The sequence below is a fragment of the Emergencia sp. genome (genome assembly GCF_048465375.1).
Classification (GTDB): Bacteria; Bacillota; Clostridia; order Peptostreptococcales; family Anaerovoracaceae; genus Senimuribacter.
Genome location: NZ_DBFWLQ010000002.1, coordinates 498,004 through 522,990, shown reverse-complemented (window position 1 = coordinate 522,990; position 24,987 = coordinate 498,004). Strand labels below are relative to the sequence as shown.

The window sequence follows — 24,987 nt, the reverse complement described above, 5'->3', positions numbered from 1 at the left end:
TTATTCTATCGGAAGATCCTTCATTAAAGAAATCGCGGCCAATACGACAAATACAGCGGCGGCCGCGAGAATCAGCCCCAAAAGGTGGGATTGACTGATCGCGATCACTGCCACGCACACGATATAACAAGCGAGAATGACGGCAAAGAGAGTCTCGCATTTGTTTCCTCTGATCGCGCAGGTAATCCTTGCCCCATAGTATACGGCAAGAAAAGTACCCGTCGCGCGTAAAAACTGCTGTACGCCTGTATAATCATAGGCCCAGCCGTCGATATAATGATACGCACTATCGTAACTGCCCTGTTGAATACGTCTGGTGATAATGTTTTCTGCACCATCTTTCATTTCCAGCAGGCAAAGAATATAAAACCCTAGTGATATACTAGCAAATAATACAGGTAATTTCGCTTTCATTTCTGTCTCCCCTTTGATTGATACATTATCCCTCTACCTATATACACTCTATTTTTTGAGGAATATTGCTAAAATTTGGTCTTTCACATTCTGTCCAGCGAAATTCATTGAGCTGTTGACAGAATTTATGCTGAGAATCACCGAATCTGTGATTTGTCAGATTTTGTCGTATAAATATATAACCTGAAATTTGTCAAAAAAGGGACAAAGATTCACAAAAAAACAAAAAACTGATGTGAAAAGTGTCCTCTTCGCATCAGCTTTATATTGGTTCCTATCTTTAAATACGAAACAGGGTTTTATTTGATACGATGTATATCAATTTCCTGATAGCGATACACCAGGTCATCGCTCTTTATACCGTGGTCTTCATATTCTGCCTCGCCCGACTGGTTGTCGTAGGGGTCATTTCGCCAAAAATTCTTTGGCGGATCAAAGTCCCTTTGGAATGCATCGTTAATTGGTATGCGGTAAGGATCTGCATTACCGAAGAAATAGTTCCAGCGCTCATAAGCGCCTCGGATATAAGACGAACCTCCATAAGAGAGATCTGCGTACATCCATCCGCTGCCAGATACATAAAACATGGCCCAATCATGTTCGCCCACATCCCCCGGTTTCGCATCAATGCCAGACTGCCATCTTGCCGGAATGCCTGATATTCTGCAAAGGGTGATGAAAAGCAGCGCCTGCACACCGCAGTCTCCTTTCAGATTCAAGGCGCAATACTCTGCAAGACGGTCGATACAGGCGTAGTCCCTCACAAAGGCGTAACTCACTTTGGTCGTAATAAAGTCGTAAATGCGGCGGGCAATCAAAAGAGGATTTCTCTCTCCTTCTGCGATTTCTGCCGCCAGGGACCGCAGATAGGGCGTAAACTGGATATGCGGCAGTTCCTCACACAGATAGACTTTCATCTCCTCTGGAAGCGGCTCCGTCGCGGCGTTCTGCCGCTCTGGTTTTGATAAATCAATATAGGTGGTTCTATGGTCAAATGCGTATTCCACAGAAAATATCTGTCCGTAAGCAGCTGGTGTTTCAAAATAAAGAGTCGGCTGTGAAGCGTCCTCTTCTGCCATACGGACAGGGGCAGGCGTCACTTCTAACAACTGCAGATTCTGAACCTGCTCCCGCTCAAGGGGCACTGGAATGTGTACCCGCAAGATTTTCCCCTCTTCCACTGCCTGCTCTTTCAAGGAGACTTCCTGTCTGATGTGGATGTGGCAGCAGATTTCCTGTCCGTCTTTTAAATCGGCGATGAGATCATCCAAAATCTGATAATCGCTCTGATCACCCTGGCGAGAACGCTGCCACAGAGCGGGATTTACTTTGAACAGTGTCGCGCAGAAACTGTCCAGGTACATCACCTTGCCGTCAAGATAAATCCAATCCAGCTTACCTTCCAGCTGTAATTGGTCGAATTCTTCATCACTCATCTCCGGGATCCGTTGTCGAACCTGCCGCAATGCCTCTTCCCTGGTCACGGTGTAACGGCACTCCAGGTTCTCCAGATTTTTCAGTTCCAATTCCAGTCTGCACCGCAGCGCCTGTGGAATATTCTCTGACTTCCTCTGCGCAATCAGCTTCTTCGCCTTGTCAAAATTCCCACTCCACTTTTCTTTCAGAATATCTTCTGGCAGATCTACGGAGAGAAATTTCAAATCCCCGTAATTAACATTATTCAATTCCTTCACCTTTGTACTCTTCTCCTCCGTTTTTCTTCTGCATGGCCAACTATTTCATGATCACAATAGAGTTCCAATACAAACTCCCTCTATTTTAAAACTTCAGTCTATTTAGCTTCTATTATAATGGCTGCGACAAAATATGCAAGCATCCTTTTATCTCTCACAACCCTGCGCAGAATTCAAAAAGAGCTTCCCCTAGGAGCTTTTGCTCTTAAAGGAAACTCTCGTGGTTTCGCTGATTAATATTCTTTTCCGCAAGCGGCTTTTGCAGTTTCGCAAAGCTGTGAGAAGCTTGCTGCATCGTGAATTGCCATCTCAGAAAGCATCTTTCTGTTGATTTCAATACCACTCTTCTTCAGTCCATCCATCAGTCTGCTGTAAGACATGCCGTTGATTCTTGCAGCAGCGTTGATTCTTGCAATCCACATCTGTCTGTACTGTCTCTTCTTCAGCTTTCTTCCAACATAAGCAGATCTGAGAGCTCTCATAACTGCTGGATTTGCAGCTCTGAACACTTTGCTCTTCTGTCCGTAGTAACCCTTTGCCTGCTTTAAGATTTTTTTATGTCTCTTGTGCGCGTTAACGCCTTTTTTAACTCTTGCCATAATTCCTTACCTCCTATATTATTTCGCCATTGATCTTAACATTCTCTTAGTGTCAGCGCTTGTTAATGTAGTAGCTTTACGCAAGCCTCTTTTTCTCTTAGGGGCTTTCTTTGTAAGAATATGGCTTTTGAATGCCTTATTTCTCTTTACTTTTCCACTTCCAGTTAATTTCATTCTTTTGCATGCGCCTCTGTGGGACTTCATCTTATTCTTTGCCATGATGCTATTCTCCTCCTATGTTAATTCTAAACATTTACTTTTCAGCTTTCGGTGCCAGGAACATGATCAAGCTTCTACCCTCAAAGGTAGGTCTTTTCTCAACTACGCTCACTTCACTGCAGACCTCAGCAAATTTATTCATTACCTCACGTCCTCTTGCGGTGTTAGCATTCTCTCTGCCTCTGAATCTGAGACTGACCTTCACCTTGTCTCCCTCTTTGAGGAATTTACAAGCTGTCTTTGCCTTAACCTGAATGTCATGATCTTCGATAAAAGTGCTCAGTCTGATTTCTTTTACTTGAATGGTCTTCTGCTTTTTCTTTGCTTCTTTTTCTCTCTTCTGGATTTCGTATCTGTACTTTCCATAGTCGAGAATTTTACAAACTGGCGGGTTTGCATTCGGTGAGATGTTTACCAGATCCAGCTTTTTCTCTTCAGCCAAAGCCAGAGCCTCATCTCTGCTCATAACGCCAAGCATCTTCCCTTCGTTATCAATAACTCGCAGTTCTCTGTCACGAATTTCTTCGTTGATCTTGTTTTCCTTGCTAATTGTTCGCACCTCCTGTGATACCTTCGCATTAAAATAAGCGGACACACAAGTATCCGCTTCAAAACACACTATGATAGTGCTGATTTCAAATCATATAGACCTGACAAACGCCATTGCCTGCAGGTGAGAAGCGGATAACTTCTTCTTCATTACTGAACTACTATATCATGTTTGCGTGTCTCTGTCAACCTAAAAATATCAGCATCACTGGAATAGTGAAAAGTGATACGATCGTAGTTAAGACCACGCCTGCTGAACCCAGCTTCTCATTATTCTGATGTTCAATACATCCCATGGAAACCAGCGACGCTACCGGCATCCCCATCGCTACAGTCGCAGTACCTCGCAGAATGCCTGTAAATCCCAATGCTGACAAGATGAAATAAGTTGCTGCAGGCATCAGGACGAGTCTGACGATGGATACAAAGTACAGCCTTTTATCATCACCAAAGATGCTTTTTAACGAATAGGTTCCAATGGTAGAACCGATGATTACCATGGATAAGGGAGAAGATACATTGCCCAGGAAACTGCAGACCTCAGTAGCTGCTTGCGGCAGCTTCAATCCAGAAAAGAACAAAACGATTGCAATGATAGCAGCAATGGTTCCCGGTCCTAAAACTTTTTTATAGTCAAATTTTTCTTTTTCTTTATCTTTTCCACTCTGAAAGAGCTTTATGCCATATGTATAGTAGAGCAGGTTGAATCCCAGATTGAACATGCTCAGCTGAAAGATACATCCACTTCCATAAAGAGATGCGGCAACCGGATATCCCATGAACATGTTATTAGAAAAGAGATAAAACGCCTCATAAACAGACCGCTCCTCTTTAGGAACTTTTGTCAGAAGATTGATGCCCTTTGCTAAAAAAGGAATCACCAGATAGAAGCAGGCTCCTGCAAGAATGTAGCGCAAGAGTTCTCCTTTGTCGGATATTTCTGTGTCGTTGAGTGCCGTTACGATCATCAGGGGCATAGCGATATTGACGACGAAATAAGAAAGCTTCTGACTGACCTCTTCCGTAAAAATTCTCTTTTTGTTGAGATAATAGCCGACGCCCATGGCCAGCAGCAGTTTACAAATTGTCGATATAATCATGTAAATCCTCCATTTGCACAGCGGCAAATTTTTTAGTATAATAAAATAACAGAATATTATAAATAGGTGGTGATAGTATGACTAGTGATAATAATGTACAGTCCATCGACAGGGCTCTTGATATCATCGAGGTCCTCTCTCAGGAAAATGATGGTCTTGGCGTAACCGAAATAGCCAGCAGAATCGGACTTCCCAAAAGCACCGCGCACAGAATCATAGCGACCATGGCCGAACGGGGATATCTCAGCAGGACAGACAAGGGTGTTTACAAAATCGGACTGAAGCTGATTGAAGCTGTCAGCTGCTATATCAACAGTCTTGAACTGCAGACAGAAGCCAGGCCTTATGTTGCCCAAATCACTGCCGAACTGGGTCTCACTTCCCATCTTGGCGTTCTCGATGGCGACCAGGTCGTTTACATAGAGAAAATGGACGTCTTCTCAAACGTCAGAATGTACTCACAAATCGGTGTCCGTGTCCACTCCTACTCCTGTTCCCTTGGCAAATGTCTTCTTTCTAATTTTTCAGCAAATCAAATTCGAAAAATCATGGCAAATTGTAGTTTTATGAGATTTACGAAGAAAACTCTGGGTTCTGTGGACGAACTCCTCGCAGACCTTGACAAAGTCAGAAGCCGCGGCTGGGCTATTGATGACGAAGAGGCTGAAATCGGCCACAGATGCATCGGCGCTCCGATCTATGATTATCGCGGCGATATTATCGCTGCCATTTCTGCCAGCGGCCCCACTTCTATTTTGACAGAAGACCGCATAGAATCCGTTGCGCAGTATGTCAGGAAGCAAGCCCTGGAAATTTCCAAATCCATGGGTTACATAGACTGAAGCGCTTTCTTGAATTGCGATCGAAATAGGATCATCGTAAAAGTCACGGCGATGAAATCTGCAACTGGTTCAGCCAGATAAACTGCCATCGTTTGATTTTCAATGAAGTTCGGCAGCAGATAAATCAAAGGCAGCAGCAAAACGAACTTCCTCATAATTGCGACGATGATGGAGTCTTTTGCATTTCCAATAGAAATGAAGGTCATCTGGCAGGCGATTTGAATCCCCATCATGAACAGACAGGCTGTATAAATTCTCAGCGCCCACCCTGTAAAAGCAATCAGCTGTGCATCGCCAGAAAAGATTCCGGCAAACACTTTTGGCAGCAGCATGACCAGCGCCCAAAGCAGGACAGAATAGGTCAGACATACTTTCAGCAGAGTCCAGAAGGTTTTCTTGACTCTGTCCTTATTTTTTGCGCCAAAATTATAGCTGGTGATGGGCTGCGCTCCCTGGGCGATTCCGTTGAGAGGCAGCATTGCAAACTGCATGACACTGGTCAAAATCGTCATAGCACCTACAGCGATATCTCCTCCGTATTTTAAAAGAGAGGAATTAAAACATACAGAAATGACACTTTCGCTAGCCTGCATGATAAAAGGTGCAAGACCCAGAGCCAGGCAAGGCAATATAATGCCGCGGCTTAACTTTAGATTTGCCTTCCTCAGTTTGAGCAGGCTCTTTTTGCCTCTGAGAAATTTCAAAACCCAGAATGCAGAAACTGCCTGGGAAAGGATGGTGGCCAAAGCAGCCCCTTTCACACCCATATGTAATACAAAGATAAAGATCGGATCCAAAACAATATTCAATACCGCCCCGATGATCACAGTGTACATGCCCATCTTGGCGAAACCCTGTGCCGTAATGAAGGCATTCATCCCCAAGGTCAGCTGAACGAAAATCGTACCCACAGCATAAATCCCCATATACCCAGTCGCATATTCTATGGTATTCTCACTGGCTCCAAACTGCATCAAAAGATCTTCGTTCCAAACCAGCAAAATAAATGTCAGCACAAGAGATATGATGATTTGGACCACAAAGCAGTTGCCTAATATTTCTTCCGCCTTGTCATTTCTTCCCTGCCCCATGAAGATGGATGCCTTGGGCGCGCCTCCCATACTGATCAAAGCGGCAAAAGCAGTGACCACCATAATGATCGGCAGGCAGACGCCTACCCCCGTCAGCGCCAATGCGCCAGTTCCCGGTATATGCCCAATATAGACTCTATCTACAATGTTATACAACATGTTGATCAGCTGTGCAGTGACCGACGGCAGCGCCAGCTTAAATAAAAGTTTTCCAATGGATTCTGTTCCAAGAAAGTCGTTGTTTTCGTTTTCCATATCTAAAGCACCTCTCGTAAAACACGAAAAATAAACAGCCTGGCGGCTGCTTATTTGTATAATATACAATATGAAATATTTTACCACTGCATTAAGAAAAAATCAAGAGGCCATGACCAGGTCGCTCCAACTTTCTTTAAAATACAAACACCATACCTGAGTACAAGATCCGGCCTGTCCTCATGCCCCACAGGGATCGGTTTTCTTTCCATGGGCTCAGCCCCCTTTTCCTCATGTTTTTGGCTATCTATATTATATGGGATAGGATAGAAATGCTCCAAAGCCACGTGATGAAGGGAAGAGAAAGGATGTCGTAATACAGTTTACCCGTCATTTTACTAAAATAGATCAAAAACGCCTAAAATCCTGATTCCTTAGGACGTCCAACGGCAGCCTGGACAATGGATACAACGAAATTTCAACAATTATAGCCATTGCTGGATAGCTACTCCCTTTGCAGCTCACAGATTTTTTAGGTGCTTTTGCATTTTATTGTGGCAATAGGGGTTAAAACGATCGTTGATAGGAGCATATAAAGAGTCATTCAGATTTATTGATGCAAAATCAATAGCGACATAGCAACAAGGATCAGGCCAGATGCACAATCAAGCCACTTTCTCTGCTTTGGGAATTTCAAAGACATCAAATGCCATAGATAGGTAATGAAGAAATATACGACCAAATCGATTATGATTAACCAAGGTGAGACATCAGTAAATACGATTAACATTGCAATTGATATAACAATTTCAACCGTTGGCAGCATTGTATAAAAGAGAGCAATTTCTTTCAGTGTATAAGGAAGTAACAATCCCTTTTCTCTTTTTGCATTTAACGTGAACATTGCTTCGATGCTGCATTTGTTAATAAAAACAACAAGATAACTCCAAGAAACGATAAACAAACCAAATTTCAAAGTTTCATTCAATGGTATCGAAAACGAACATAGTGAGAGCACAAGAGTCAGCATCTTTATTATCCAGATTGATAGTGAACCACGTAATCCATCGACGATAAAACTCCGTATGAGCACTGGATTCACATATGGCAAATTAAAATACTTTACATGATAACTTTTTCTAACACGATTTTCATTTGCCAATATTGTCATCTCTGCATAGTCTTTTCGCGCTGATGCTGACCGGACTTTATTTTCGAACTTCATATCCTTGTAATATAATTCCCAATTGATAACCACGGGTTTTATTATGGAAAAAACGATAATTGCAACAGTCATAGTAATTTCCAGATAAATCCATGAAAATGCAAAGGCAGCATTTATTACAATACATAATCCGGCCAGGAGCGCAGTTGAAGCATTCCTCTGGTATTTCCTCCACAATAGCATTTCCCATGCAATCATTAGTAAAGATATGCGGAGACAGTATATCATTTGAAAATAGTCTTTTCCCCAAAGCGTGATACCTGCTGCCAAAATCATAAAACACGTCATTGTGATTACCTGCTTTATCCTTACTATCCATTTTAGAAATGTAGTATCCATCAAATAATAGATACTGGCTGGGTTGATTTTTATCATAGGGCTTTTTTTAAATAGAAATAATATGATCATAATTCCGCTGACAGCATAATCAATATATCGATCATTTGCCCTGACGAAAGTCGTGGCTGTCAGAACCCATTCTTTTGAAAACAAAATAATCAGTATGAGTACCACGAAGATAAATCCATAATTCTTTAAAAGCTTCATATTTTGACGTATATCATTGAGAATCATCATCTTTATGATTGTCTTCATATCTTCCCAAGCCCCTGTCTTTATCATCTGCAATCTGGATATACATTTGTTCAATAGTTAAGTCTTTGTCAAGCCTGAATTGCTCCGCAATTTCAGTTTTTGACCCCTGTCCTATGATGCAGCCTTTTTCTATCATGACATAGCGATTACAAAATAATTCTATAATGTCTAAAAGATGCGTAGAAATCAAGATCCCTTTGTTCCTTGACTTTAGTTCTGAAAGGGTATTTTTTAATACGCGTATTTGCTTTGGGTCAAGACCGTTAAAGGGTTCATCTGCAATGAGCAAATCGAATTTTCGCAGCAATGCTGTTGCGAGCAAAAGCTTCTGCTTATTTCCTCTAGACAACATATGTGGCATTTTACTTAGCTGCTCTTCTAAGGAGAATTTTGCTATTATCTCTTCAACGCTGTATTCTCCATCAGGATACATTGCACTAATAAACTGCAGATGCTCAGAAACCGTCATAAAATCATAATATACCGGTTGGTCCGGAATATAAGCGATACCCGAATCTTCCACCGGCCTCGTTGAACGATTTATATCATTTAGCCAGATTTCTCCACTATCCAAAGGAAGGTAGCCTGTAGCTAACTTGATTGTCGTTGTCTTCCCGGCGCCATTTGCTCCTATCAGCCCTACGACTTCACCAGCACCAACTTGAAAGAATACGTGATTAACAGCAGTGACATCATTATATTTTTTAACTACGTTAACAAAATTCAACATATTATCATCCCTCAAGCTTCATATCTCCTCTTCAGAACCGACCACGTATATAAGAAGGCAATACCAGTCGCTATGGCAATCGCCACGACCACAGCCCCGATCAGCATTTCCTTTGTCACATGATAGAGGAAAGCCGGTATCCCCGAACTGATCAGATAAAGCCCTATGATAATCGGAATAAAGGTAAAGGCCATGATGACGTATTTCCCGTTCACCGCCCCGAACCGGTACATAACAGGAATCGCCACATCCCCCATGAGAAGCCCATAAACCAGCCCGTACATGGAAAACAGGAACAGATACTCACCTGTTGTTTCTACTAGTCCTGCTGCAGAGGCAATAAACCCGAGGGCCGCAATCAGCACTGCCGACAGCGCCGACAGCATAAGCAGCAGGACGAATCTGGCGATCACCTCGATATGGGGTTTTACGGGAAGCGACCGCATGAACTGCTTCCACCTGGTGCTCTCGTCAATGGTCAGAATCTGAATGATCAGCGCGGGAAAGAATGCACCCAAAATCAGCACCAACAGCATCATAAAGAACTCGGGGTTTACAAAGGCGACTATGACTGAGATAAAAATCGGCATGGTCGATGCCGGGGTCAGGCTCCTTCTGAGAAGAAGTAAATCCTTCTTAATCAAGGTAATCAGTGTCGTCATGGCTTCCTCCTCTGATATAAAGCATCATCATATCCTCCACGGTCGGGATGGCAGCATTGAAGTCCTTTTGCATCCCTTCGCCTTTCTTGAAAAGGACGATGTAGTTCTGCCCTATCTTCGTCATCTGCGAATCCAGCCGCCGTGAGACCGCTTCCGCCTTCTCCCGGTCTTCCTGCGGGAACTTCAATATCAAATAATTGTTCCTGATGTTGTCCAGGGAATCCTCCAGCACCAGTTTCCCCCGGTCCAGCATCAGCAAATGGTCGGCATAATGATCCACGTCGCTGGTAATATGGGTGGAGAACACCACCGCAGCGCCCCGGTCAGCACGCCCCTTTAGTATCTCCATGATATCGTTCCTCGTCAGAGGGTCAAGCTCCGACGTGATCTCGTCCAGGATGATATACTGCGCCTGGTGGGACAAAGCGGCGGCAAAGAGCAGCTTTTTCTTCATCCCCTGGGAAAAATCAGAAATCGGCACATTCGCCCGCAGTCCAAAATCCGCAAGCAGTCCGTAGAAACAATCGTCAGACCAAGCCTTGAAAAATCCCTTCATTATGCGCCTGATATCATCTGCGCGGTATTTCTCATAAAAGCAATTGTAATCCTGCACCAGTCCAAGGTTGGATTTGATTTCCACCTTGTCCCTGCGCAGATCATAACCGCCGTACTGTACCCTGCCCGCGTCTGCAGCAAGCTGGTCCGTCATAATCGAGATCAAAGTCGTCTTCCCTGCGCCGTTGGCTCCGACCAAAGCTGTAATCTGCCCGCTGCCCGCCTCAAAGCTGATATCGTCCAGCGTAAAGTTAGCGTAGCGCTTTGTCACATTGGAAACGATGATGGAGTCCTTCATTCTCTACCTCCGTGGTAATATATTTTTGACCGTCAAAGTTGTTTATCTATTATATCATAAAAAAAAGCCTTGTCGAGTGTACGCGCCGACAAAGCTCAATGTTTCTCAAATCGTTCTATATACCTTGCTGCTCATCATCGCTGATGTGATATAAAGCGCCAATCCGATTCCTGCAAATACAATGCCTATTCCTGTGGTAAACGATAGGTGACTCAGCGAAATATCAAGCTTCTCCACAACCATGTATACACTGCCAAATATTGCAAAGAGCGCGATCAGCGCATACTGAGCAACATTGGTTCCCGATTTATAGAAAAAAACAGGTACAGACCCTCATAAGCAAATCCCACAAATGCGGCTGCCGCAGCCAACGGGGCAGGCATACTGACGCCTAATACTGCACCCTCTAAAACGACTAATGCAGGCAGACGCTCATGACAAAGCCTTCGACGTATCTGCTGCATACAAGCTGGTAATCCTGCACTGGTAAATTAATAACCGCCCAAGTAGAACAGCACATCCTCGAGAGACGCCTGCTCCTTTACGAAATCTCCCTCTTCACAAATACGAGAATCGTAGATATCACCGGTCGTGATGATATGCTTTTCTGTAACCAGACAATTCCTCATATCGCAGGCTAAACGGGTTTCTTTTGTATTAATCTTAAAAACCTCAGCTAAACGCTTTTGCTCATCCTTTTGTACGTAACCACAAAGCCCACGACATACATTCCGAAAGCATCCTGCATATATTCGTCATGTGAGGTTATACAGATAATTAAAGTCTTACGGTTTGCCTTTTCAAAATTACACTGAGCATCCGCTCCATTAAGAAAGCGAATTTTATCATTGGAAAGTTCTTCATCTAAAAACAGAATATCCAGATTTTCTTCCGCCTCCAAAAGTTCCTCTCCAGAATTATAGCTTCACAAATCAGGTTTCCAGCCCACCACAAAAGGGACCGCTCATCTGCGGTCCCTTCTTTGCCCTATTCCACTATTTATAATATATTTTTCAGCACGATGGTCTTGGATAAGGTCATCTCGTCAAAGGTGGAGAATACACCCTCAGTACCAATGCCGCTGTGTTTCCAGCCGCCAAATGGCATTTCAAAAGCTCTGAAGAAACTTGCGCCATTGATGACGGCTCCGCCGGCTTCCATCTTCGAAGCAACCTTGAAGGCTCTCTTCTGGTCTCTGGAGAACACGCAGCTGGACAGCCCGAATACAGATTTGTTGGCAATTTCAATCGCCTCTTCATCGGTGTCAAATCCAATGATTGGAACGACTGGTCCGAAGATTTCCATATCGACAGCCACATCGGCAGTCTTCGGTACATCTACAATCACTGTCGGTTCATAGAACGCGCCGTTTCTCTTGCCGCCCAGCACGATTTTGCCGCCCTGTTCTACGGTTTTTTCAACTTCTTTTTCAACCTTGATTGCCGCTTTTTCACTGATCAGACAGCCTACCTGGCTGCTTTCATCAGACGGCATTCCCACTTTCAGCTGCTTGATTCGTTCTACGGCCTTCTCAGCGAATTCCGCTTTCAAAGAGTTGTGTATCAGGAATCTCTTGCTTGCGCAGCACACCTGTCCGGTGTTGTACATACGTCCCCAAATCATTTCTTCTACTGCCAGATCCACATCGCCGTCTTCCAGTACGATGAACGCGTCGTTGCCGCCCAGTTCCAGAGCCGTATGGGTCAAGTTTTCTGCCGCCAATTTCGCAGTGTCGATGCCTACTTCCGTGCTGCCGGTCAAAGTGACCAGATGTACCCTCGGATCGGTTACCGCTGTAGACTTTACACTTCCCGGAGCAGTCAAACATTGGATAACCCCATTTGGCACTCCGGCCTCTACCAACATTTCTGTCAGCTTCATCAGGGTCAATGGATTGTCAGAAGATGGAAGGACGATTGCAGCATTGCCCATCATCAAAGCTGGTGCAACCTTTTGATCGTAGAGGTCACATGGAAAGTTAAATGGTATGATGCAGGCAACGACACCGATCGGTTCTCTCGTCACCAGTTGCAGATTTGCATCCTGCCCCTGTTCCTGTCCTTGGGGAATGATACTGCCATAGTAGTGTTTTGCGTGTTCAATGAATCCTGAAAATCCGATTTTGATGTTGCCGATTTCTGCTCTCGCTTCCACAATCGGCTTGCCGTTCTCTGCACACAAGGTCTGCGCCAGTTCTTCTTTGTTAGCGTCCACAATGTCCAAGAACTTGTATAATACCTCTGCTCTCTTCCATACTGGAACTTCCGCCCAAACCTTCTGGCCGTCTGCTGCCGCGTCAATAGCAGCTTTCACATCCTTTTCCGTAGCTTTTGGCACGGATTCTATCACTTCTCCCGTCGCCGGATTAAGCACATCAAAAGTCAGTCCGCTCTCGCTGTCTACTTTTTTTCCGTTAATGATCATTTTCATATGTAAGGTCCCCTTTCATCTATTTATTTACCAAATGCCGTGAAGGATAGCATTAAACCTCCACAGGTGTTCTTGCTGTCGTCTTCATATCCGTACTCGCCGAAGGTGAATTCTGTCATGAACGGTACGTCGCCTGCCGCCTCTTTCAAAGCCTTCGCAACTTCGTCAATTCGATCGCCGATGCCAGCTCTTCTGCCGCCGCAGTGTACCAGATGGAATGCTGCCGGAGCCTTCCCCAGCTTTGCTTTGACCGCCTCAACCGTTGTCCCTGTTGATTCAATCAGTTCATCTACGGAACCTTCCATCAGAATCACGGCAGTATTTTCTGCTAAGTTGTTGCCGATGGCCATGGAGCCGTCGTCATTGCCGTTCATCGGGTGCCTGATCGCGATAACGTCGCCCAGTGGGTCTTTGACGCCGAGAGGGGCAGTGATGGCGTATGCCAACAAGTTACCGCCTGCCACGTCTTCATCAGATGCGCCAGTCCACTCCTGATATTTCTTCAACGCGGGTACACCGTCAATTTCAGCTAAAGTTCTATGATCGATCACTTTTGTGATAATGCCTACTTTGTCAGTCTCTTTATATGCACCTGTGTATTCATTGGCGAAGCATTTTCCTGTGTAGAAGAAAGCAACCGCCACACCATCTGCAGTAATCATCTCGTCTGTATAGAGCATCCATTCTCCTGCGATGGCGTTATCTGCTGCACTGCCGCCAAAGAACGGCACTCTGCCGATGACTTCAGTAATACCTTTGAGATAAAATTCTTCTTCACCCGGAGGCGCTGTCATGTAGAAGTAATCTGGTGCAGTGGTTTTTCCGGCTCTCTTCAAAGCTTCTTCTGCAACTTTCTTGCCGGTGTCTCTGGCACTTCCCTCTTTAGCCATGCCATAAACGCCAACGGTCATATCTTCATCCCCCATAGCCATGACGCCCACAAAGCCCTCGTCACCGGAAACAAAACCCTCCTGTGTGATTACACCTGTAAAGGATGTGTTCCCTACCAGCGGTACTCCTGGTAGTTCCTCTGCAATTGCATTTAGCAAAGCCTTCTGGTCATATTGTACGCCGCTGTATACGAAAGCCATCTTCGCATTATCTACTTCTTTTACCTTCTCTACAGCCTCTTTGGCAGCTAATGCCGCATTCCTGTTCGTGCTTGTTCCTGTCTGTGCTTTTAACATCTCACCTTACCTCCTTAATGGAGTTGCCCCAATTTGTGAAACAAATTGCTGGGAACTCCTTATGCTTTAGCGTCCCGCAAGCGTCAGCGAGCGGCTAGACGCTAGTCGTATAATGGTTCTGCCCCAAATCTTGAAGCCCTAGCCCAGTTTGCACAGCAAACTGGTGGCAGGTCTCATGCAAGAAACACCCAAATCTTTGATTTGGTGAGTTTTACTGTCGATTTGGCTAGGCAGACCTCATGCTTTGGGAGACCTAACCCGATTTTGTGAAGCAAAATCGTTGGTAGGTCCCCGGTCAAAAGTGCAGCACTTTAGTGCGTGGCACTTGACGGCCGATCCCCAAGAGAGCAAGCCATGGGCGAAACTCGATTGGTTGAATCCAGTCGCATAGATTTTGCTCCGTTATCTTATGGTTGTATCATAATTCAGAATTTTCTGCTCGTCAATAAGGCTCGTTCTACAATGAGAACCTACGGTTTCATAATGCGGAACAATCAAAATTCGCTATGTTTTTTCAAGGGTTTTCGAGGCTGAGAAGTTCCGTGGAATTTCAAAATCTTCCTTGCAGATTGGTGTTCAATGCGTCTCGTAGTCCACAATAGAGATGTCCAGAAAAAAAGTGCGGAACATTTCTTAAGGAGCAGTGCAGTTACAGACTGCCAAACTGGATTTTACCTGCTTTACAGTCCGCAATCTGCTCCGCCAGGCAAAATGTTCCAGACATTCCTATGCAGCCCCGCCATCTGCGGACTGTGGAAGGCTGTTTTGGAGCTTAAAGAGTCCGCAATTGGCGTGCTCAGAAAAAAAGTGGCAGACATTTAGAATAGGCGATAGCAGTTGCGGACTGCGGATGGCTGTTTTGGGACTTAAAGAGTCCGCAATTAGTGTGCTCAGAAAAAAAGTGGCAGACATTTAGAACAAGCGATAGCAGTTGCGGACTGTGGAAGGCTGTTTTGGAGCTTAAAGAGTCCGCAATCGGCGTGCTCAGAAAAAAAGTGGCAGACATTTAGAACAGGCGATAGCAGTTGCGGACTGCGGACAACTCAGAAACAAAAATTAAAACACCCCAGGCTGCATCGAATCGAACAGATGCGCCTGGGGCTTTGAAAGAGGGCTGTCAATAGCACTTGTCATTCTATAATCAGCAATACCAAGAAGGCGATAACGCAGAATACAATAAAGGTCTGCATGAACTCGCCCACCGGGCGTTGTTCCTCAAAATGCTCTTCCACATTCGCCTCATCCAGTTCCAACCCGCTGAACACTTTGCTCGGATTGCGCAGGATGGTTTTGATGATTCGTTCAAAACTGTAGTAAGTATGCTCAAATCTGGCGAAAATGCGATAGACCCATTTAGATAGTCCAGACAGTAAATCTACCAGCGTGACCCGATAGATCCAGTCAAAATCCAAAGTAATCACATCGTGAGGTTCCATCTTCTTGATATAACGGGCAAAGGGAATCGTTGCACCGATGAAAAGCGCAACATATTCTACAATGTGCTCCGCACTGAAAGGATGAGCCATGGTTGCATTCGGCATCAACTCGTAACAATAGGACGGAAATAAACCAGTCACAATACAGAGCAGCGTTCCCATGACCATAGCCGCCTTCATATATGCAGGTACTGGCTGCACAGCCATCTCTGCTTTCGGTTTTCTGAGAAATACAAAGTAGTTGATCTTCAGGGTGATCGAAAGCCATGTTCCGACACCGGCTAGGGTCACCAGCCAATAAGAAATGGTGAAATGTCCGGCGTGAAGCGCTTCTGTAATCAGGGCTTTACTGGCAAAACCACTGAAGAATGGAACTCCTGCGATAGAAAGCGAAGCGATGAAAAAGCAGGCCGCCACAAGGGGCATTTTTTTATAAAGGCCTCCCAGTTCGCTGATTTTCCGCGTTCCAGTCGCGTTAACAATCGCGCCTGCACCCATGAGCAGTACCCCTTTGTATAAAATATTAAAAATAGCGTGTAACGTCGCTCCGTCGACACCTGCTGCGCTGCCAGTACCCAGTGCCGCTACCATCATGCCCAACTGGCTGACAATGTGATAAGATAGAAGCCTTTTGATGTCATTCTCCATCAAAGCCATGCAGGCAGCGAAGACTGCCATGACTGCTCCCACAAAGACCAGCCACTCTGTTCCTGCAAAAAGCCTGATCATGGCGTAGATGGCCACCTTCGTAGTAAAAGATCCCATGTATACCGTACCTGCCGAAGTCGCTTCCGGGTAGGCATCTGGCGCCCATGTATGGAGAGGCGGTATTGCGCCGTTGACAGCTAAACCGATAAAAACAAACCAATAGGCCCAGCCACCACTGCCTGTCAGCATCTCTATCTGCAGTCCGTTCTGCACACAGATTGCAATTGCACCGCCGAGGAGCATATTGCCGCCAAAAAAATGCATGGCCAGATAGCGATAAGACGCCCTTCTTGCCTTGTGTGTTCTGCCAGCCCAAACCAAATAAGCAGAGGAAACAGCCATGACTTCCCAGAAACAAATCAAAGAAATCCAATCGCCTGCAAAAACCACGGCGATACCGCTGCCTGCGTAAACGAGAGAAGCACACTTCTCCCTCCCGTCCTTAGCATCAAAAGAGTAGATGCCGATAATACACGCGATAACACAGAAAATCATCCCAAAAGCCCAGGCCAGGGTATCTACATGCAATAAATCCATGGTGATGGATCCTGTAAAACGATAGGTCAGAGAGGCATCTGTGTCCAGGCCGAGCATAGCAGCAAGCGCCACAAAAGGTCCTGCCGCCGCAATCCATTTTCTAAGCTTCTCAGGTAAGAGCAGCGCCAGGAAACCCGTCACAATTAAAATCAGTCCCGGATGAAAATCAGCCATTCTCTTCACCCCCTTGATCAAACTGATCATATTGGTCATCATAATAATCAGGTTTTCTCTGCAAAATGGCCGCCAAAATAACCTTTGACAGGACAATCAGTATAAAACCTGCCCCAAAGCCGATGGCGGCGTATTTGATAAACATCAGCATCATTACATTCCACCCCCTTGAAAGATCGACTGGGCGGCGTTCTCTGCCAGCTGCAGAAGATGCGGACCAGCATTTGGCATGATTCCTAATAGGATAGAAATACATGCTGTCAGGAGCAGCGGAATCAGCATCGCTTTGTTCGCTTCTCCTTGCAGCACTGGTCCTGCCGGGTAATCCAGAAAATCGGCATTGATATTTCGTTTCGAAAATGCGATATAACACACAGGAATCAAATAAGTGAGGCTGAGCAAAGCGCTGGCTATCAATGTTACGATAAAAAATGGCTGTCCGATCTGTGCCGCTCCCTCTATGATGCTCATCTTGCTGACAAAGCCGACCATAAAAGGCATCCCTGCAATTCCAATGGACGCTACGGTAAAAGCAGCCATCGTCAATGGCATGCGCCTGCCGATTCCCCTCATATCGCTGATTTCAGCCTTGTGCGTCGTCACAAAGATTGCACCCGCACACATGAACAAGGTGATTTTCATAAATGCATGAGCAACGATATGATACATGGCACCCGCCATACTGGCCGGCGTCAAAATGCACACGCCCAGTACGATATAAGATAGCTGTCCGACCGTGGAATAGGCCAGCCTGGCCTTCAGGTTATCCTTCTGTATGGCAATCAGCGAGGAAAGCAATATCGTACATACTGCAATCCATGCAAGGACATCCGTTGCTCCGCTCCAGCTGCAGATCTCAGGGCCAAAGGTATAACCAACGATTCTGATTACGCAGAACGCGCCAGCTTTGACGACTGCCACTGCGTGAAGCAGCGCACTGACCGGCGTCGGTGCTACCATGGCTGCAGGCAGCCAGCTATGTAACGGCATCACCCCAGCTTTGACGACTCCGCCGACAATTACCAGGAAAAAAGCCAGCGCCGTCATCCCTTTGGAGAGAGAATGCCCTACAAAACCTCCCGGCTGAAAATCCAAGGTACCGCACGATACGTATAAAAACACGATTCCGGCCAGGAACAGCTGTCCGCTGCTGAGGGTATAAATCAAATATTTCCTTCCCGACAGCTTTCCTTTCTTGTCTCTGTAATGAACGACCAGAGGATAAGTCGCCACAGTAAGAATTTCGTAAAATATGAAGAAGGTCAGCAGGTTGGCAGCAAAACAGATGCCGATTGCGCCGCTGAGGCACATGGCAAAAGCCGCAAAATAACCCGTCTGGTTTTTTTCTTTATGCCCTCTCATATAGCCGATGGAATAAACAGATGTGAGGATCCAAAGGCCCGAAGCGACACAGCCGAAAACCAGCCCCGCGCTGTCCACTTTGAACTCCAGACTGATTCCGCCGGCGATTTCTAAGAGAACAATGTCAAAATCCTGACCGCCTAATACTTGCGGTACCATGGAAAAAACACAGAGCGCCTTGATGATAGCTGCGCCAAAAGTAATGGCCTCCCGTCTGTTTGCTTTGATTTTATTCCCCCTGATCAAGATCAAGCCTGCCGCTGCCATGGAGATAAAGACTGCAATAACAGGTCGATAGTCTAAAACAGTTTGTATCATTGCGTCACCCCCATAATCACTGATGAAAGCACATTAACGAACCAGACATTGCAGACGCCCAGTACGACGACGCCGACACCGCAGATAATAATGGGAAGCATCATGCGCCAAGGCAGTTCTCCCTTTAATTCAGGGTGTATTTCTTCCCGAGCCGGTTCAGCGTCCATGAAGATATGCTCAAACATTCTGAAAAAGTAGATGGCATTGAGCAAGCTGCTGACAACGAGTACAGCGATATAGATGTACTCTCCCGCTGTGGCAGCTCCGATGGCCAGATCCCATTTACTGAAAAAGCCTGCCAGAGGCGGTATGCCCACCATAGACAGGGAGCAGAGAACCATGACAGCCACTGTCTTTGGCATCTGCTTGTGCAGCTGTCCCAATTGACCCAGGCGCGTGGCTCCATATTTATACTGAATCGCGCCGACACAAAAGAAAAGGCCGCCCTTCATGAAAGAATGGACGATGATATGTAATACAGCACCAATCAAACCATAGAGGTCTCCCATAGCGATACCGATGCCGATGTAACCCATCTGGGCGATGCTGGAATAGGCCAGCATGCTTCGCATATCCTTTTGCTGCAGCGCTTTGATGGACCCGTAAATCATACCTGCAGCTGCCATAGTACCGATCACCAGCATAAAATCGCCCACCAGTTCTTTGTTGGCATTGAAGACGAAATAGAAGAATCGCAGCATGGCGTAGGCAGGAACTTTTCCCATAATGCCTGCAATGACAGGGGCTGCCCCAGGATGGGCATTGGTATAAGCAGCAGGCTGCCATCCGTGAAGGGGGAAAAGCGCCATTTTGATGCCGAATCCGACTACAAAGAACACCATCGCTACCATGGTAGTGCCCGATCCCAGGACGGGTCCGACAAGTCCTGCCATATCGGCCATGTTCAGCGTACCAGTTTCGCCATAAATAAAGGCTACCCCCAATAGGTAGAAAGACGCGCCGATGGTTCCAATCAGCAAGTAACGAAAAGCTGACAAGGCACCTTTGTCTCCGCCCATGGCAATCAGAGTATAACCAGATAAAGATGTGATTTCCAAAAAAACATATAAGTTAAAAACATCACCTGTAGAAGACATGCCAAGCAGACCTGTAACCAGCAGAGACAGGATAGAATAATAGCCAGCGGTCTTAAAGCGGCTGAAGCCGTCAAAGAAAGGCATGCTGTAAATGGTGCTGATCAGACCCATGACGCAGATCAGCACGACGATGACCCCATTGAGGGAATCCAGCGCAAATTCAATACCATAAGGCGGTTTCCAGTTTCCAAACCAATAATGGATTTCGCCATATTTCATAATCCGTGCCAGCTGCATCACAGACATGATCAGTGATGCCGTCATGGCAGCAGATGTCAGCCATTTTCCAACGTTTCGGTTGAAATAGCAGATAATCGGACACAACATCGCCCCCATCAGCGGACATATTACGATCAAAACAGGGAGATTCTCCATCATTTCTCTTTATCCCCCTTTTTGATAACCACCTCTTCTTCAATACTGCCATACTTGTCTTTGACCCGCATCAGCAGTGCAAGTCCCAATCCAGTAGTGCCCAGGCTGACCACGATGGCCGTCAGCATCAATGCATGAGGCAGCGGGTTGATGTAATCGTCAGAATTTAAGAGGCCCGCTATGGTAACGGGAATCGTTCCGCCGCTCTTTTGCCCGAGGCATAAAAAGAAAAATATGACTGCGATCTGCATGATATTCATACACATCAGTTTTTTCATGTAATTCCCACAAGTCGCCATACCGAACATTCCTAGAAAGAAAAGGATGACGGTCAGCATGTATATCCCTTTTTCGGCAAGAAAATCATTTATTTCTGTCATCATATAAGCTGTTCCTTTCTAATACGGCTTCCAGGATTGTAATAATCGTCGCCATCACGCAGATGGTAACGCCTGTCTCGATAAAGATAATTCCGATGGAGTGCAGCTGCGCTGTCTCCTCTACGTAAAACGGCAATTTAGAGTATTCCAGAAATTTTCCGCCGTAGAACAGCGGTAAGAGCCCGGTCATACCATAGATCATAACACCGACACCGCCCACACAGACAGCAAAGTGCTGCGTCAGCATCACGGTATTCAGTTCCAGGTTTCCTATCAGCGTGTATAGAATAAAGGCTAAGGCAATGAGCGCGCCCGCCTGAAATCCGCCTCCCAAGCTGACTTCTCCATGGAAAAGCACGTAGGCAGCATAGAGCAGCAGAAAAAGAATGATAAAAGGCATCGTCACCTTGACGTCAATACCGCCAAAGGACTCTGTAGCGCGAAAAATATCCGCGTTCCAGTGCTTTCGCAGCCAGTTAGAAAGCACCATGGCGACAGCAAAGCCTGCCAGGTACATCACTGTCGTCTCCAAGAATGTATCGAAGCCTCGATAATCCGCCAGTACGCCAGTAACTAGATTTGCCGCGTCAGTCTGCTCCGGGCCTTCTTCGATAAAGACTTTGGAAATATGCGTATTTGGTGCTGAATGCGGATCGCCGATGGTCGGCAGAAGGTCAATCAGCCCCCAGCAGATGATGACGATAAAGACCAGCATCATCATGCCTGCAACTTTTTTCTTGTTGCCCTTCATCATTTACACCACCTGTCCGTCGTCCGAATTGCTATCACAAAATAAATTGTCGAAATGACGCCGATGACAGCTTCCGTAAAGGCTACGTCCGGTGCTCCCATCATGATGTAAAGGAGCATGGTGCAAAAGCTGAACACGCAGTAAATGATGACAGACGCCAGTAGGTCTTTGTTCAAAATGATGACGATGGTAATCGCAATCAGAAATAACAGCAGAATTGCTTCAATCAGAAATGCTTGCATCTTTGTGTTCCTCCTCCCAAGGTTTGTATCCCGACTCCATGGCGGCTTTTCCGATCAGATGGGTCCCCACCGGATTTACCAGGAAAATGGATACCATAATCAGCAGAATCTTCGCCGACAATATATTGAATCCCTCATAAATAATCAAGCCCAGGCCGATCAGTACGATGCCCAAGGTTTCTCCAATTCCAGAAGAGTGGAGTCTCGTATAGAAATCGGGCAGGCGCATGACGCCAAGAGCAGAAAAGACTAAAAAAATAAAACCGAGAATCAGCAGAATGGCCGTAATAACTTCTCTAATCATCATGACTCCCCTTCCCCCCTATGAACTTGGCCACAATAACGGATGTGATGAATCCCAATACTCCATAGGAGATTGCGATATCGATATACATGTCCTGCCGGCCATCTGTATAGCCGACCAAAAGAAGGACTACGATGACATCTAAACCGATGACAAACATACCGTTGAGTCGGTCAAATACTGACGGTCCGCGAAACACGCGAAAAAGCATGACTCCGATGATAAAAATAGTACCGTACATCAAGATTTTAAAAACTAGATTCATAAAATTCACTCCATATCTACTTATGAGTTAAACTCGTCGAATACCTTTGCAATCCGCCGCTGCATCTCTCCTCCGAGAAGGTCTTCCGCAGCTTCCACCGTAAGTGCATGGACTGTAAATACGTTATTAGGATCTACATTGACTGTGACAGTGCTAGGCGTCAGTATGATAGAATTGACAAAAAGGGTCGTTGCAATGGGGTTCTTGAAATGACATTGAAATTGAATGACTTGCGGATCGATTTCGATTTTTTTCTTGATAATCAGTCGGCAGACAGAGAGGCTGGATTTTACGATTTCGCCCAGAAGCCAAATCCAATAACCGATAAACTTGATATAATGCAAATCCAAAATAAAATGTTTTCGGTTCTCAAGTCTGTTCTCGATGTACAGCATAGGCTGGCACAACGAAGCGATGACCATTGAAGAAATCAATCCTAACATGAGGAATTTTGATTCTGTCCGCCCAGATAAAATGAACCACAGCACATATAGTAAAATTGTCGTCTTCAGCCAATTTTTGAACATATTCGAAAACTCCCCCAATTATAATTTCTATCTATAATTATACATTATCAAGGAAAGCTCTGTCAATTTTTTATCAACCAATTATGTCAATTTTTAGAATTCAAAGGGAGGGCATGTATATTTCGTGAACAAACGTTTACTTTTTGTTCGCCTTATGATATACTACGAACAGAGACCGATTACAATATTGAGGTAAATTAGGAGGAGCGACAGGATATGGCTAACTTAAAAGAACGCGAACAGAAAATATTGACATTTATGAAGAACGAGATCAAAACCAAGGGTTATCCTCCAACCGTCAGAGAGATCTGCACAGCAATCGGCATCAAATCCACATCCACCGCGCACAAGGACATCGAGAGTTTGGTCAAACAGGGTTATCTCAAGAAGGACCCATCCAAACCGAGAGCATTGATGGTGGTGGATATGGAGGAAGAGTCCATACCCGCAGAGACAGCTTCTGCAGATGCAGCAGAGAGAGAAGACATTATCGACATCCCTATCGTCGGCCGTGTCGCTGCCGGAACGCCGATCCTAGCGGAGCAGAACGTAGAAGATACGTTCCCGGTGCCGGCCCGTTATGCCGCCGGAAACAACTTTATGCTGCGCGTTCGCGGAGAGAGTATGATCAATGTCGGCATTATGGACGGCGACCTCATTCTGGTGGAACAACAGAACACAGCCCGCAATGGAGAAATTGTCGTAGCCATGATCGACGGCTTTGAGAGCGAAGCCACAGTCAAGACCTTTTACAACGAAGGCGGTCACATCAGACTGCAGCCGGAGAACGATACCATGAGTCCGATCATTGTCAAGGACGTCAAAGTCCTGGGCAAGGTCAAAGGTGTGTTCCGCTATTTCAGCTAAATGTACAGTAAATAACAGCTGCCCAGCTGCGGATTTTTCCGTCAGCGAAGCAGCTGTTTCAGTTTGTTCTTATCGTACCAAAAGCTTCTGAATTCCTTTGTCCAAACCGTCTAAGGTCAGCTCGAACATCGGAAAGATCTCTCTGATCATATTGATGGTTCGACTGCCGTAGGTCCAGTCCCAGCGCCCTTCTTTGATCGGGTTGAGCCAGATGCATTTCTTATATCTCTGTCTAAATTTGTGAAGCCAGGCTGCGCCTGGTTCTTCGTTATAAGCATACCAGTCCTGATTGCCGCCGACAGCTAACAACTCATAGGGCGACATGGCTCCATCCCCCACGAAGATCACCCTGTATTCGCTGTCCAGATTGCCAAAGATCCAATCGGTCGGGGTCCAGTCCCCTCTTCTGCACGCAGGTCCTGTGAACAGATAATCATAGATGCAGTTGTGGAAGTAATAAGTCTTCAGATCCTTCAAATGAGTGGACTGATGCACTGCCTGGAAAAGCTGGTTGCAGAGGCTGCTGTAAGGTGCCATTGATCCGTCAGAGTCGATTAGCAAAAGCAGCTTCACAGTATTCTTGCGGGGCTTCTCATAGACCAGCTTCAGCATGCCGGCATTGTTGCAGGTGGCATCGATGGTTCCCTCGATATCCAGCTCCGTCTTCTCAGTCTCTACCCGTGTCGAAAACTGCCGCAGCTTGCGGAATGCCATCTGAAACTGGCGGGTATCCAGGGCCGTATCCTGGCGAAAATCCTTAAAGTTTCGCTCGCCAGCCACCTTGATTGCTGACTGGTGCCGTCCATTACCGCCCACTCTGATGCCGGCCGGATTGTATCCGCCGTGACCCATGGCAGACGTTCCGCCCGTACCGATCCAATAATTTCCGCCATCGTGCTTCTCCGTCTGCTCTGCCAAACGTTCCCTGAACATCTGCATCAGTTCCGCCAAGTCGTACTCCTTGGCCCAGGCCGGCCTGTCGTCAATATCCCGTTCCAGCTCATCGGCATTGAGCCAGTTCCAAAGCTCTTCGGGTATGTCATCTGCAGACTGGATTCCCTGGAAGTATTCAGCAAAGGCCATGTCAAACTTGTCGTAATCACTTTCCGTCTTGACCAGGACATTTCTGCAGAGGTAATAAAATTCCATCAGAGAATTCATGGCCAGGCCCTTGTCCAGTGCCTCTATCAGGCAGAGCCATTCATCCAATGAAATAGAAAGGCCTTTGCCCCTCAGCAGGTAAAAGAAATCAATAAACAT

The 24,987-nt window shown here is 45.9% G+C and carries 27 protein-coding genes and 1 other annotated feature; of the genes, 2 read left to right on the top strand and 25 right to left on the bottom strand.

Annotated elements, in window-relative coordinates:
- From ACMQ5W_RS02910 to ACMQ5W_RS02885, 6 genes are all read right to left on the bottom strand, one after another.
- Window positions 1–414, bottom strand: a complete 414-nt coding sequence (locus ACMQ5W_RS02910; RefSeq protein ID WP_148491516.1) for a hypothetical protein — start codon at window positions 412–414, stop codon at window positions 1–3.
- A 299-nt stretch (window positions 415–713) separates the two neighbouring features.
- Complete coding sequence (locus ACMQ5W_RS02905) at window positions 714–2,108, bottom strand: transglutaminase-like domain-containing protein (RefSeq protein ID WP_419023243.1); 1,395 nt, start codon at window positions 2,106–2,108, stop codon at window positions 714–716.
- Window positions 2,109–2,341: 233 nt separating this feature from the next.
- Window positions 2,342–2,707 (bottom strand): 50S ribosomal protein L20, encoded by a 366-nt coding sequence (gene rplT / locus ACMQ5W_RS02900; RefSeq protein ID WP_148491514.1) that lies wholly within the window; start codon window positions 2,705–2,707, stop codon window positions 2,342–2,344.
- A gap of 18 nt (window positions 2,708–2,725) precedes the next feature.
- A complete protein-coding gene (gene rpmI / locus ACMQ5W_RS02895) occupies window positions 2,726–2,926 on the bottom strand; it encodes a 50S ribosomal protein L35 (protein WP_067537741.1) in 201 nt (66 codons plus the stop codon).
- 34 nt (window positions 2,927–2,960) lie between these two features.
- Window positions 2,961–3,485, bottom strand: coding sequence for a translation initiation factor IF-3 (gene infC / locus ACMQ5W_RS02890; RefSeq protein ID WP_419023241.1), 525 nt, complete (start codon window positions 3,483–3,485; stop codon window positions 2,961–2,963).
- A gap of 14 nt (window positions 3,486–3,499) precedes the next feature.
- Window positions 3,500–3,629: a sequence feature (ribosomal protein L20 leader region), on the bottom strand.
- Window positions 3,630–3,660: 31 nt separating this feature from the next.
- Window positions 3,661–4,575, bottom strand: coding sequence for an AEC family transporter (locus ACMQ5W_RS02885; protein ID WP_419023239.1), 915 nt, complete (start codon window positions 4,573–4,575; stop codon window positions 3,661–3,663).
- Between the two features lie 77 nt (window positions 4,576–4,652).
- Here ACMQ5W_RS02885 and ACMQ5W_RS02880 point away from each other — a divergent pair, with 77 nt between their 5' ends.
- Window positions 4,653–5,417: an IclR family transcriptional regulator gene (locus tag ACMQ5W_RS02880; protein WP_148491512.1), complete on the top strand. Its 765-nt coding sequence runs from the start codon at window positions 4,653–4,655 to the stop codon at window positions 5,415–5,417.
- On the opposite strand, the gene ACMQ5W_RS02875 is transcribed toward ACMQ5W_RS02880, so the two are convergent.
- The 18 genes from ACMQ5W_RS02875 to ACMQ5W_RS02790 all read right to left on the bottom strand — a co-directional run bounded on the left by ACMQ5W_RS02875 (window position 5,405) and on the right by ACMQ5W_RS02790 (window position 22,860).
- Entirely contained in the window at window positions 5,405–6,763 is a 1,359-nt protein-coding gene (locus ACMQ5W_RS02875; protein WP_419023237.1) for an MATE family efflux transporter, read from the bottom strand. The two genes, ACMQ5W_RS02880 and ACMQ5W_RS02875, sit on opposite strands and share 13 nt — an antisense overlap.
- 550 nt (window positions 6,764–7,313) lie before the next feature.
- A complete protein-coding gene (locus ACMQ5W_RS02870) occupies window positions 7,314–8,522 on the bottom strand; it encodes a hypothetical protein (protein WP_419023235.1) in 1,209 nt (402 codons plus the stop codon).
- Window positions 8,488–9,267 carry an ABC transporter ATP-binding protein gene (locus tag ACMQ5W_RS02865; protein WP_419023233.1) on the bottom strand — a complete coding sequence of 260 codons (780 nt, stop codon included), beginning with the start codon at window positions 9,265–9,267 and terminating at the stop codon, window positions 8,488–8,490. The genes ACMQ5W_RS02870 and ACMQ5W_RS02865 overlap by 35 nt, the downstream gene beginning before the upstream one ends.
- Window positions 9,264–9,914, bottom strand: coding sequence for an ABC-2 transporter permease (locus tag ACMQ5W_RS02860; protein WP_419023231.1), 651 nt, complete (start codon window positions 9,912–9,914; stop codon window positions 9,264–9,266). Before ACMQ5W_RS02860 ends, ACMQ5W_RS02865 begins: the two co-directional genes overlap by 4 nt.
- Window positions 9,889–10,767 carry an ABC transporter ATP-binding protein gene (locus tag ACMQ5W_RS02855; RefSeq protein WP_419023229.1) on the bottom strand — a complete coding sequence of 293 codons (879 nt, stop codon included), beginning with the start codon at window positions 10,765–10,767 and terminating at the stop codon, window positions 9,889–9,891. The genes ACMQ5W_RS02860 and ACMQ5W_RS02855 overlap by 26 nt, the downstream gene beginning before the upstream one ends.
- 676 nt (window positions 10,768–11,443) lie before the next feature.
- Window positions 11,444–11,668, bottom strand: coding sequence for a hypothetical protein (locus ACMQ5W_RS02850; protein WP_419023227.1), 225 nt, complete (start codon window positions 11,666–11,668; stop codon window positions 11,444–11,446).
- 98 nt (window positions 11,669–11,766) lie between these two features.
- Complete coding sequence (locus ACMQ5W_RS02845; RefSeq protein ID WP_419023225.1) at window positions 11,767–13,197, bottom strand: aldehyde dehydrogenase family protein; 1,431 nt, start codon at window positions 13,195–13,197, stop codon at window positions 11,767–11,769.
- A gap of 23 nt (window positions 13,198–13,220) precedes the next feature.
- On the bottom strand, window positions 13,221–14,384 hold the full coding sequence (locus ACMQ5W_RS02840) for an FIST signal transduction protein (protein ID WP_148491508.1): 1,164 nt from the start codon (window positions 14,382–14,384) through the stop codon (window positions 13,221–13,223).
- A gap of 1,130 nt (window positions 14,385–15,514) precedes the next feature.
- On the bottom strand, window positions 15,515–17,239 hold the full coding sequence (locus ACMQ5W_RS02835) for a proton-conducting transporter membrane subunit (RefSeq protein ID WP_419023223.1): 1,725 nt from the start codon (window positions 17,237–17,239) through the stop codon (window positions 15,515–15,517).
- Complete coding sequence (locus ACMQ5W_RS02830) at window positions 17,232–17,393, bottom strand: hypothetical protein (protein WP_419023221.1); 162 nt, start codon at window positions 17,391–17,393, stop codon at window positions 17,232–17,234. Before ACMQ5W_RS02830 ends, ACMQ5W_RS02835 begins: the two co-directional genes overlap by 8 nt.
- Window positions 17,393–18,919 (bottom strand): monovalent cation/H+ antiporter subunit D family protein, encoded by a 1,527-nt coding sequence (locus ACMQ5W_RS02825; protein ID WP_419023219.1) that lies wholly within the window; start codon window positions 18,917–18,919, stop codon window positions 17,393–17,395. Before ACMQ5W_RS02825 ends, ACMQ5W_RS02830 begins: the two co-directional genes overlap by 1 nt.
- Window positions 18,916–20,394, bottom strand: a complete 1,479-nt coding sequence (locus tag ACMQ5W_RS02820) for a complex I subunit 5 family protein (RefSeq protein WP_419023217.1) — start codon at window positions 20,392–20,394, stop codon at window positions 18,916–18,918. Before ACMQ5W_RS02820 ends, ACMQ5W_RS02825 begins: the two co-directional genes overlap by 4 nt.
- Window positions 20,391–20,774, bottom strand: a complete 384-nt coding sequence (locus ACMQ5W_RS02815) for a cation:proton antiporter subunit C (RefSeq protein ID WP_148491504.1) — start codon at window positions 20,772–20,774, stop codon at window positions 20,391–20,393. The genes ACMQ5W_RS02820 and ACMQ5W_RS02815 overlap by 4 nt, the downstream gene beginning before the upstream one ends.
- The gene (mbhE, locus tag ACMQ5W_RS02810; protein ID WP_148491503.1) at window positions 20,755–21,525 is read right to left on the bottom strand and encodes a hydrogen gas-evolving membrane-bound hydrogenase subunit E; all 771 of its coding nucleotides are present in this window, start codon (window positions 21,523–21,525) and stop codon (window positions 20,755–20,757) included. Before mbhE ends, ACMQ5W_RS02815 begins: the two co-directional genes overlap by 20 nt.
- On the bottom strand, window positions 21,522–21,764 hold the full coding sequence (locus ACMQ5W_RS02805; protein ID WP_067537708.1) for a hydrogenase subunit MbhD domain-containing protein: 243 nt from the start codon (window positions 21,762–21,764) through the stop codon (window positions 21,522–21,524). The genes mbhE and ACMQ5W_RS02805 overlap by 4 nt, the downstream gene beginning before the upstream one ends.
- Entirely contained in the window at window positions 21,745–22,071 is a 327-nt protein-coding gene (gene mnhG / locus ACMQ5W_RS02800; protein ID WP_148491502.1) for a monovalent cation/H(+) antiporter subunit G, read from the bottom strand. The genes ACMQ5W_RS02805 and mnhG overlap by 20 nt, the downstream gene beginning before the upstream one ends.
- Entirely contained in the window at window positions 22,061–22,333 is a 273-nt protein-coding gene (locus ACMQ5W_RS02795) for a monovalent cation/H+ antiporter complex subunit F (protein ID WP_148491501.1), read from the bottom strand. Before ACMQ5W_RS02795 ends, mnhG begins: the two co-directional genes overlap by 11 nt.
- Window positions 22,334–22,353: 20 nt before the next feature.
- Window positions 22,354–22,860 carry a Na+/H+ antiporter subunit E gene (locus ACMQ5W_RS02790; RefSeq protein WP_419023215.1) on the bottom strand — a complete coding sequence of 169 codons (507 nt, stop codon included), beginning with the start codon at window positions 22,858–22,860 and terminating at the stop codon, window positions 22,354–22,356.
- Between the two features lie 216 nt (window positions 22,861–23,076).
- Here ACMQ5W_RS02790 and lexA point away from each other — a divergent pair, with 216 nt between their 5' ends.
- Window positions 23,077–23,727 (top strand): transcriptional repressor LexA, encoded by a 651-nt coding sequence (gene lexA, locus ACMQ5W_RS02785; RefSeq protein WP_419023213.1) that lies wholly within the window; start codon window positions 23,077–23,079, stop codon window positions 23,725–23,727.
- 69 nt (window positions 23,728–23,796) lie between these two features.
- On the opposite strand, the gene ACMQ5W_RS02780 is transcribed toward lexA, so the two are convergent.
- Window positions 23,797–24,987 carry a vWA domain-containing protein gene (locus ACMQ5W_RS02780; RefSeq protein ID WP_419023211.1) on the bottom strand — a complete coding sequence of 397 codons (1,191 nt, stop codon included), beginning with the start codon at window positions 24,985–24,987 and terminating at the stop codon, window positions 23,797–23,799.

Coding starts and splice junctions, on each gene's coding strand:
- ACMQ5W_RS02910 (WP_148491516.1), bottom strand. CDS start 414: ATGAAAGCGAAATTACCTGTATTATTTGCTAGTATATCACTAGGGTTT.
- rplT (WP_148491514.1), bottom strand. CDS start 2,707: ATGGCAAGAGTTAAAAAAGGCGTTAACGCGCACAAGAGACATAAAAAA.
- rpmI (WP_067537741.1), bottom strand. CDS start 2,926: ATGGCAAAGAATAAGATGAAGTCCCACAGAGGCGCATGCAAAAGAATG.
- ACMQ5W_RS02885 (WP_419023239.1), bottom strand. CDS start 4,575: ATGATTATATCGACAATTTGTAAACTGCTGCTGGCCATGGGCGTCGGC.
- ACMQ5W_RS02880 (WP_148491512.1), top strand. CDS start 4,653: ATGACTAGTGATAATAATGTACAGTCCATCGACAGGGCTCTTGATATC.
- ACMQ5W_RS02875 (WP_419023237.1), bottom strand. CDS start 6,763: ATGGAAAACGAAAACAACGACTTTCTTGGAACAGAATCCATTGGAAAA.
- ACMQ5W_RS02870 (WP_419023235.1), bottom strand. CDS start 8,522: ATGAAGACAATCATAAAGATGATGATTCTCAATGATATACGTCAAAAT.
- ACMQ5W_RS02860 (WP_419023231.1), bottom strand. CDS start 9,914: ATGACGACACTGATTACCTTGATTAAGAAGGATTTACTTCTTCTCAGA.
- ACMQ5W_RS02855 (WP_419023229.1), bottom strand. CDS start 10,767: ATGAAGGACTCCATCATCGTTTCCAATGTGACAAAGCGCTACGCTAAC.
- ACMQ5W_RS02845 (WP_419023225.1), bottom strand. CDS start 13,197: ATGAAAATGATCATTAACGGAAAAAAAGTAGACAGCGAGAGCGGACTG.
- ACMQ5W_RS02840 (WP_148491508.1), bottom strand. CDS start 14,384: ATGTTAAAAGCACAGACAGGAACAAGCACGAACAGGAATGCGGCATTA.
- ACMQ5W_RS02835 (WP_419023223.1), bottom strand. CDS start 17,239: ATGGCTGATTTTCATCCGGGACTGATTTTAATTGTGACGGGTTTCCTG.
- ACMQ5W_RS02830 (WP_419023221.1), bottom strand. CDS start 17,393: ATGATGCTGATGTTTATCAAATACGCCGCCATCGGCTTTGGGGCAGGT.
- ACMQ5W_RS02825 (WP_419023219.1), bottom strand. CDS start 18,919: ATGATACAAACTGTTTTAGACTATCGACCTGTTATTGCAGTCTTTATC.
- ACMQ5W_RS02820 (WP_419023217.1), bottom strand. CDS start 20,394: ATGATGGAGAATCTCCCTGTTTTGATCGTAATATGTCCGCTGATGGGG.
- ACMQ5W_RS02815 (WP_148491504.1), bottom strand. CDS start 20,774: ATGATGACAGAAATAAATGATTTTCTTGCCGAAAAAGGGATATACATG.
- mbhE (WP_148491503.1), bottom strand. CDS start 21,525: ATGATGAAGGGCAACAAGAAAAAAGTTGCAGGCATGATGATGCTGGTC.
- ACMQ5W_RS02805 (WP_067537708.1), bottom strand. CDS start 21,764: ATGCAAGCATTTCTGATTGAAGCAATTCTGCTGTTATTTCTGATTGCG.
- mnhG (WP_148491502.1), bottom strand. CDS start 22,071: ATGATGATTAGAGAAGTTATTACGGCCATTCTGCTGATTCTCGGTTTT.
- ACMQ5W_RS02795 (WP_148491501.1), bottom strand. CDS start 22,333: ATGAATCTAGTTTTTAAAATCTTGATGTACGGTACTATTTTTATCATC.
- ACMQ5W_RS02790 (WP_419023215.1), bottom strand. CDS start 22,860: ATGTTCAAAAATTGGCTGAAGACGACAATTTTACTATATGTGCTGTGG.
- lexA (WP_419023213.1), top strand. CDS start 23,077: ATGGCTAACTTAAAAGAACGCGAACAGAAAATATTGACATTTATGAAG.
- ACMQ5W_RS02780 (WP_419023211.1), bottom strand. CDS start 24,987: ATGTTTATTGATTTCTTTTACCTGCTGAGGGGCAAAGGCCTTTCTATT.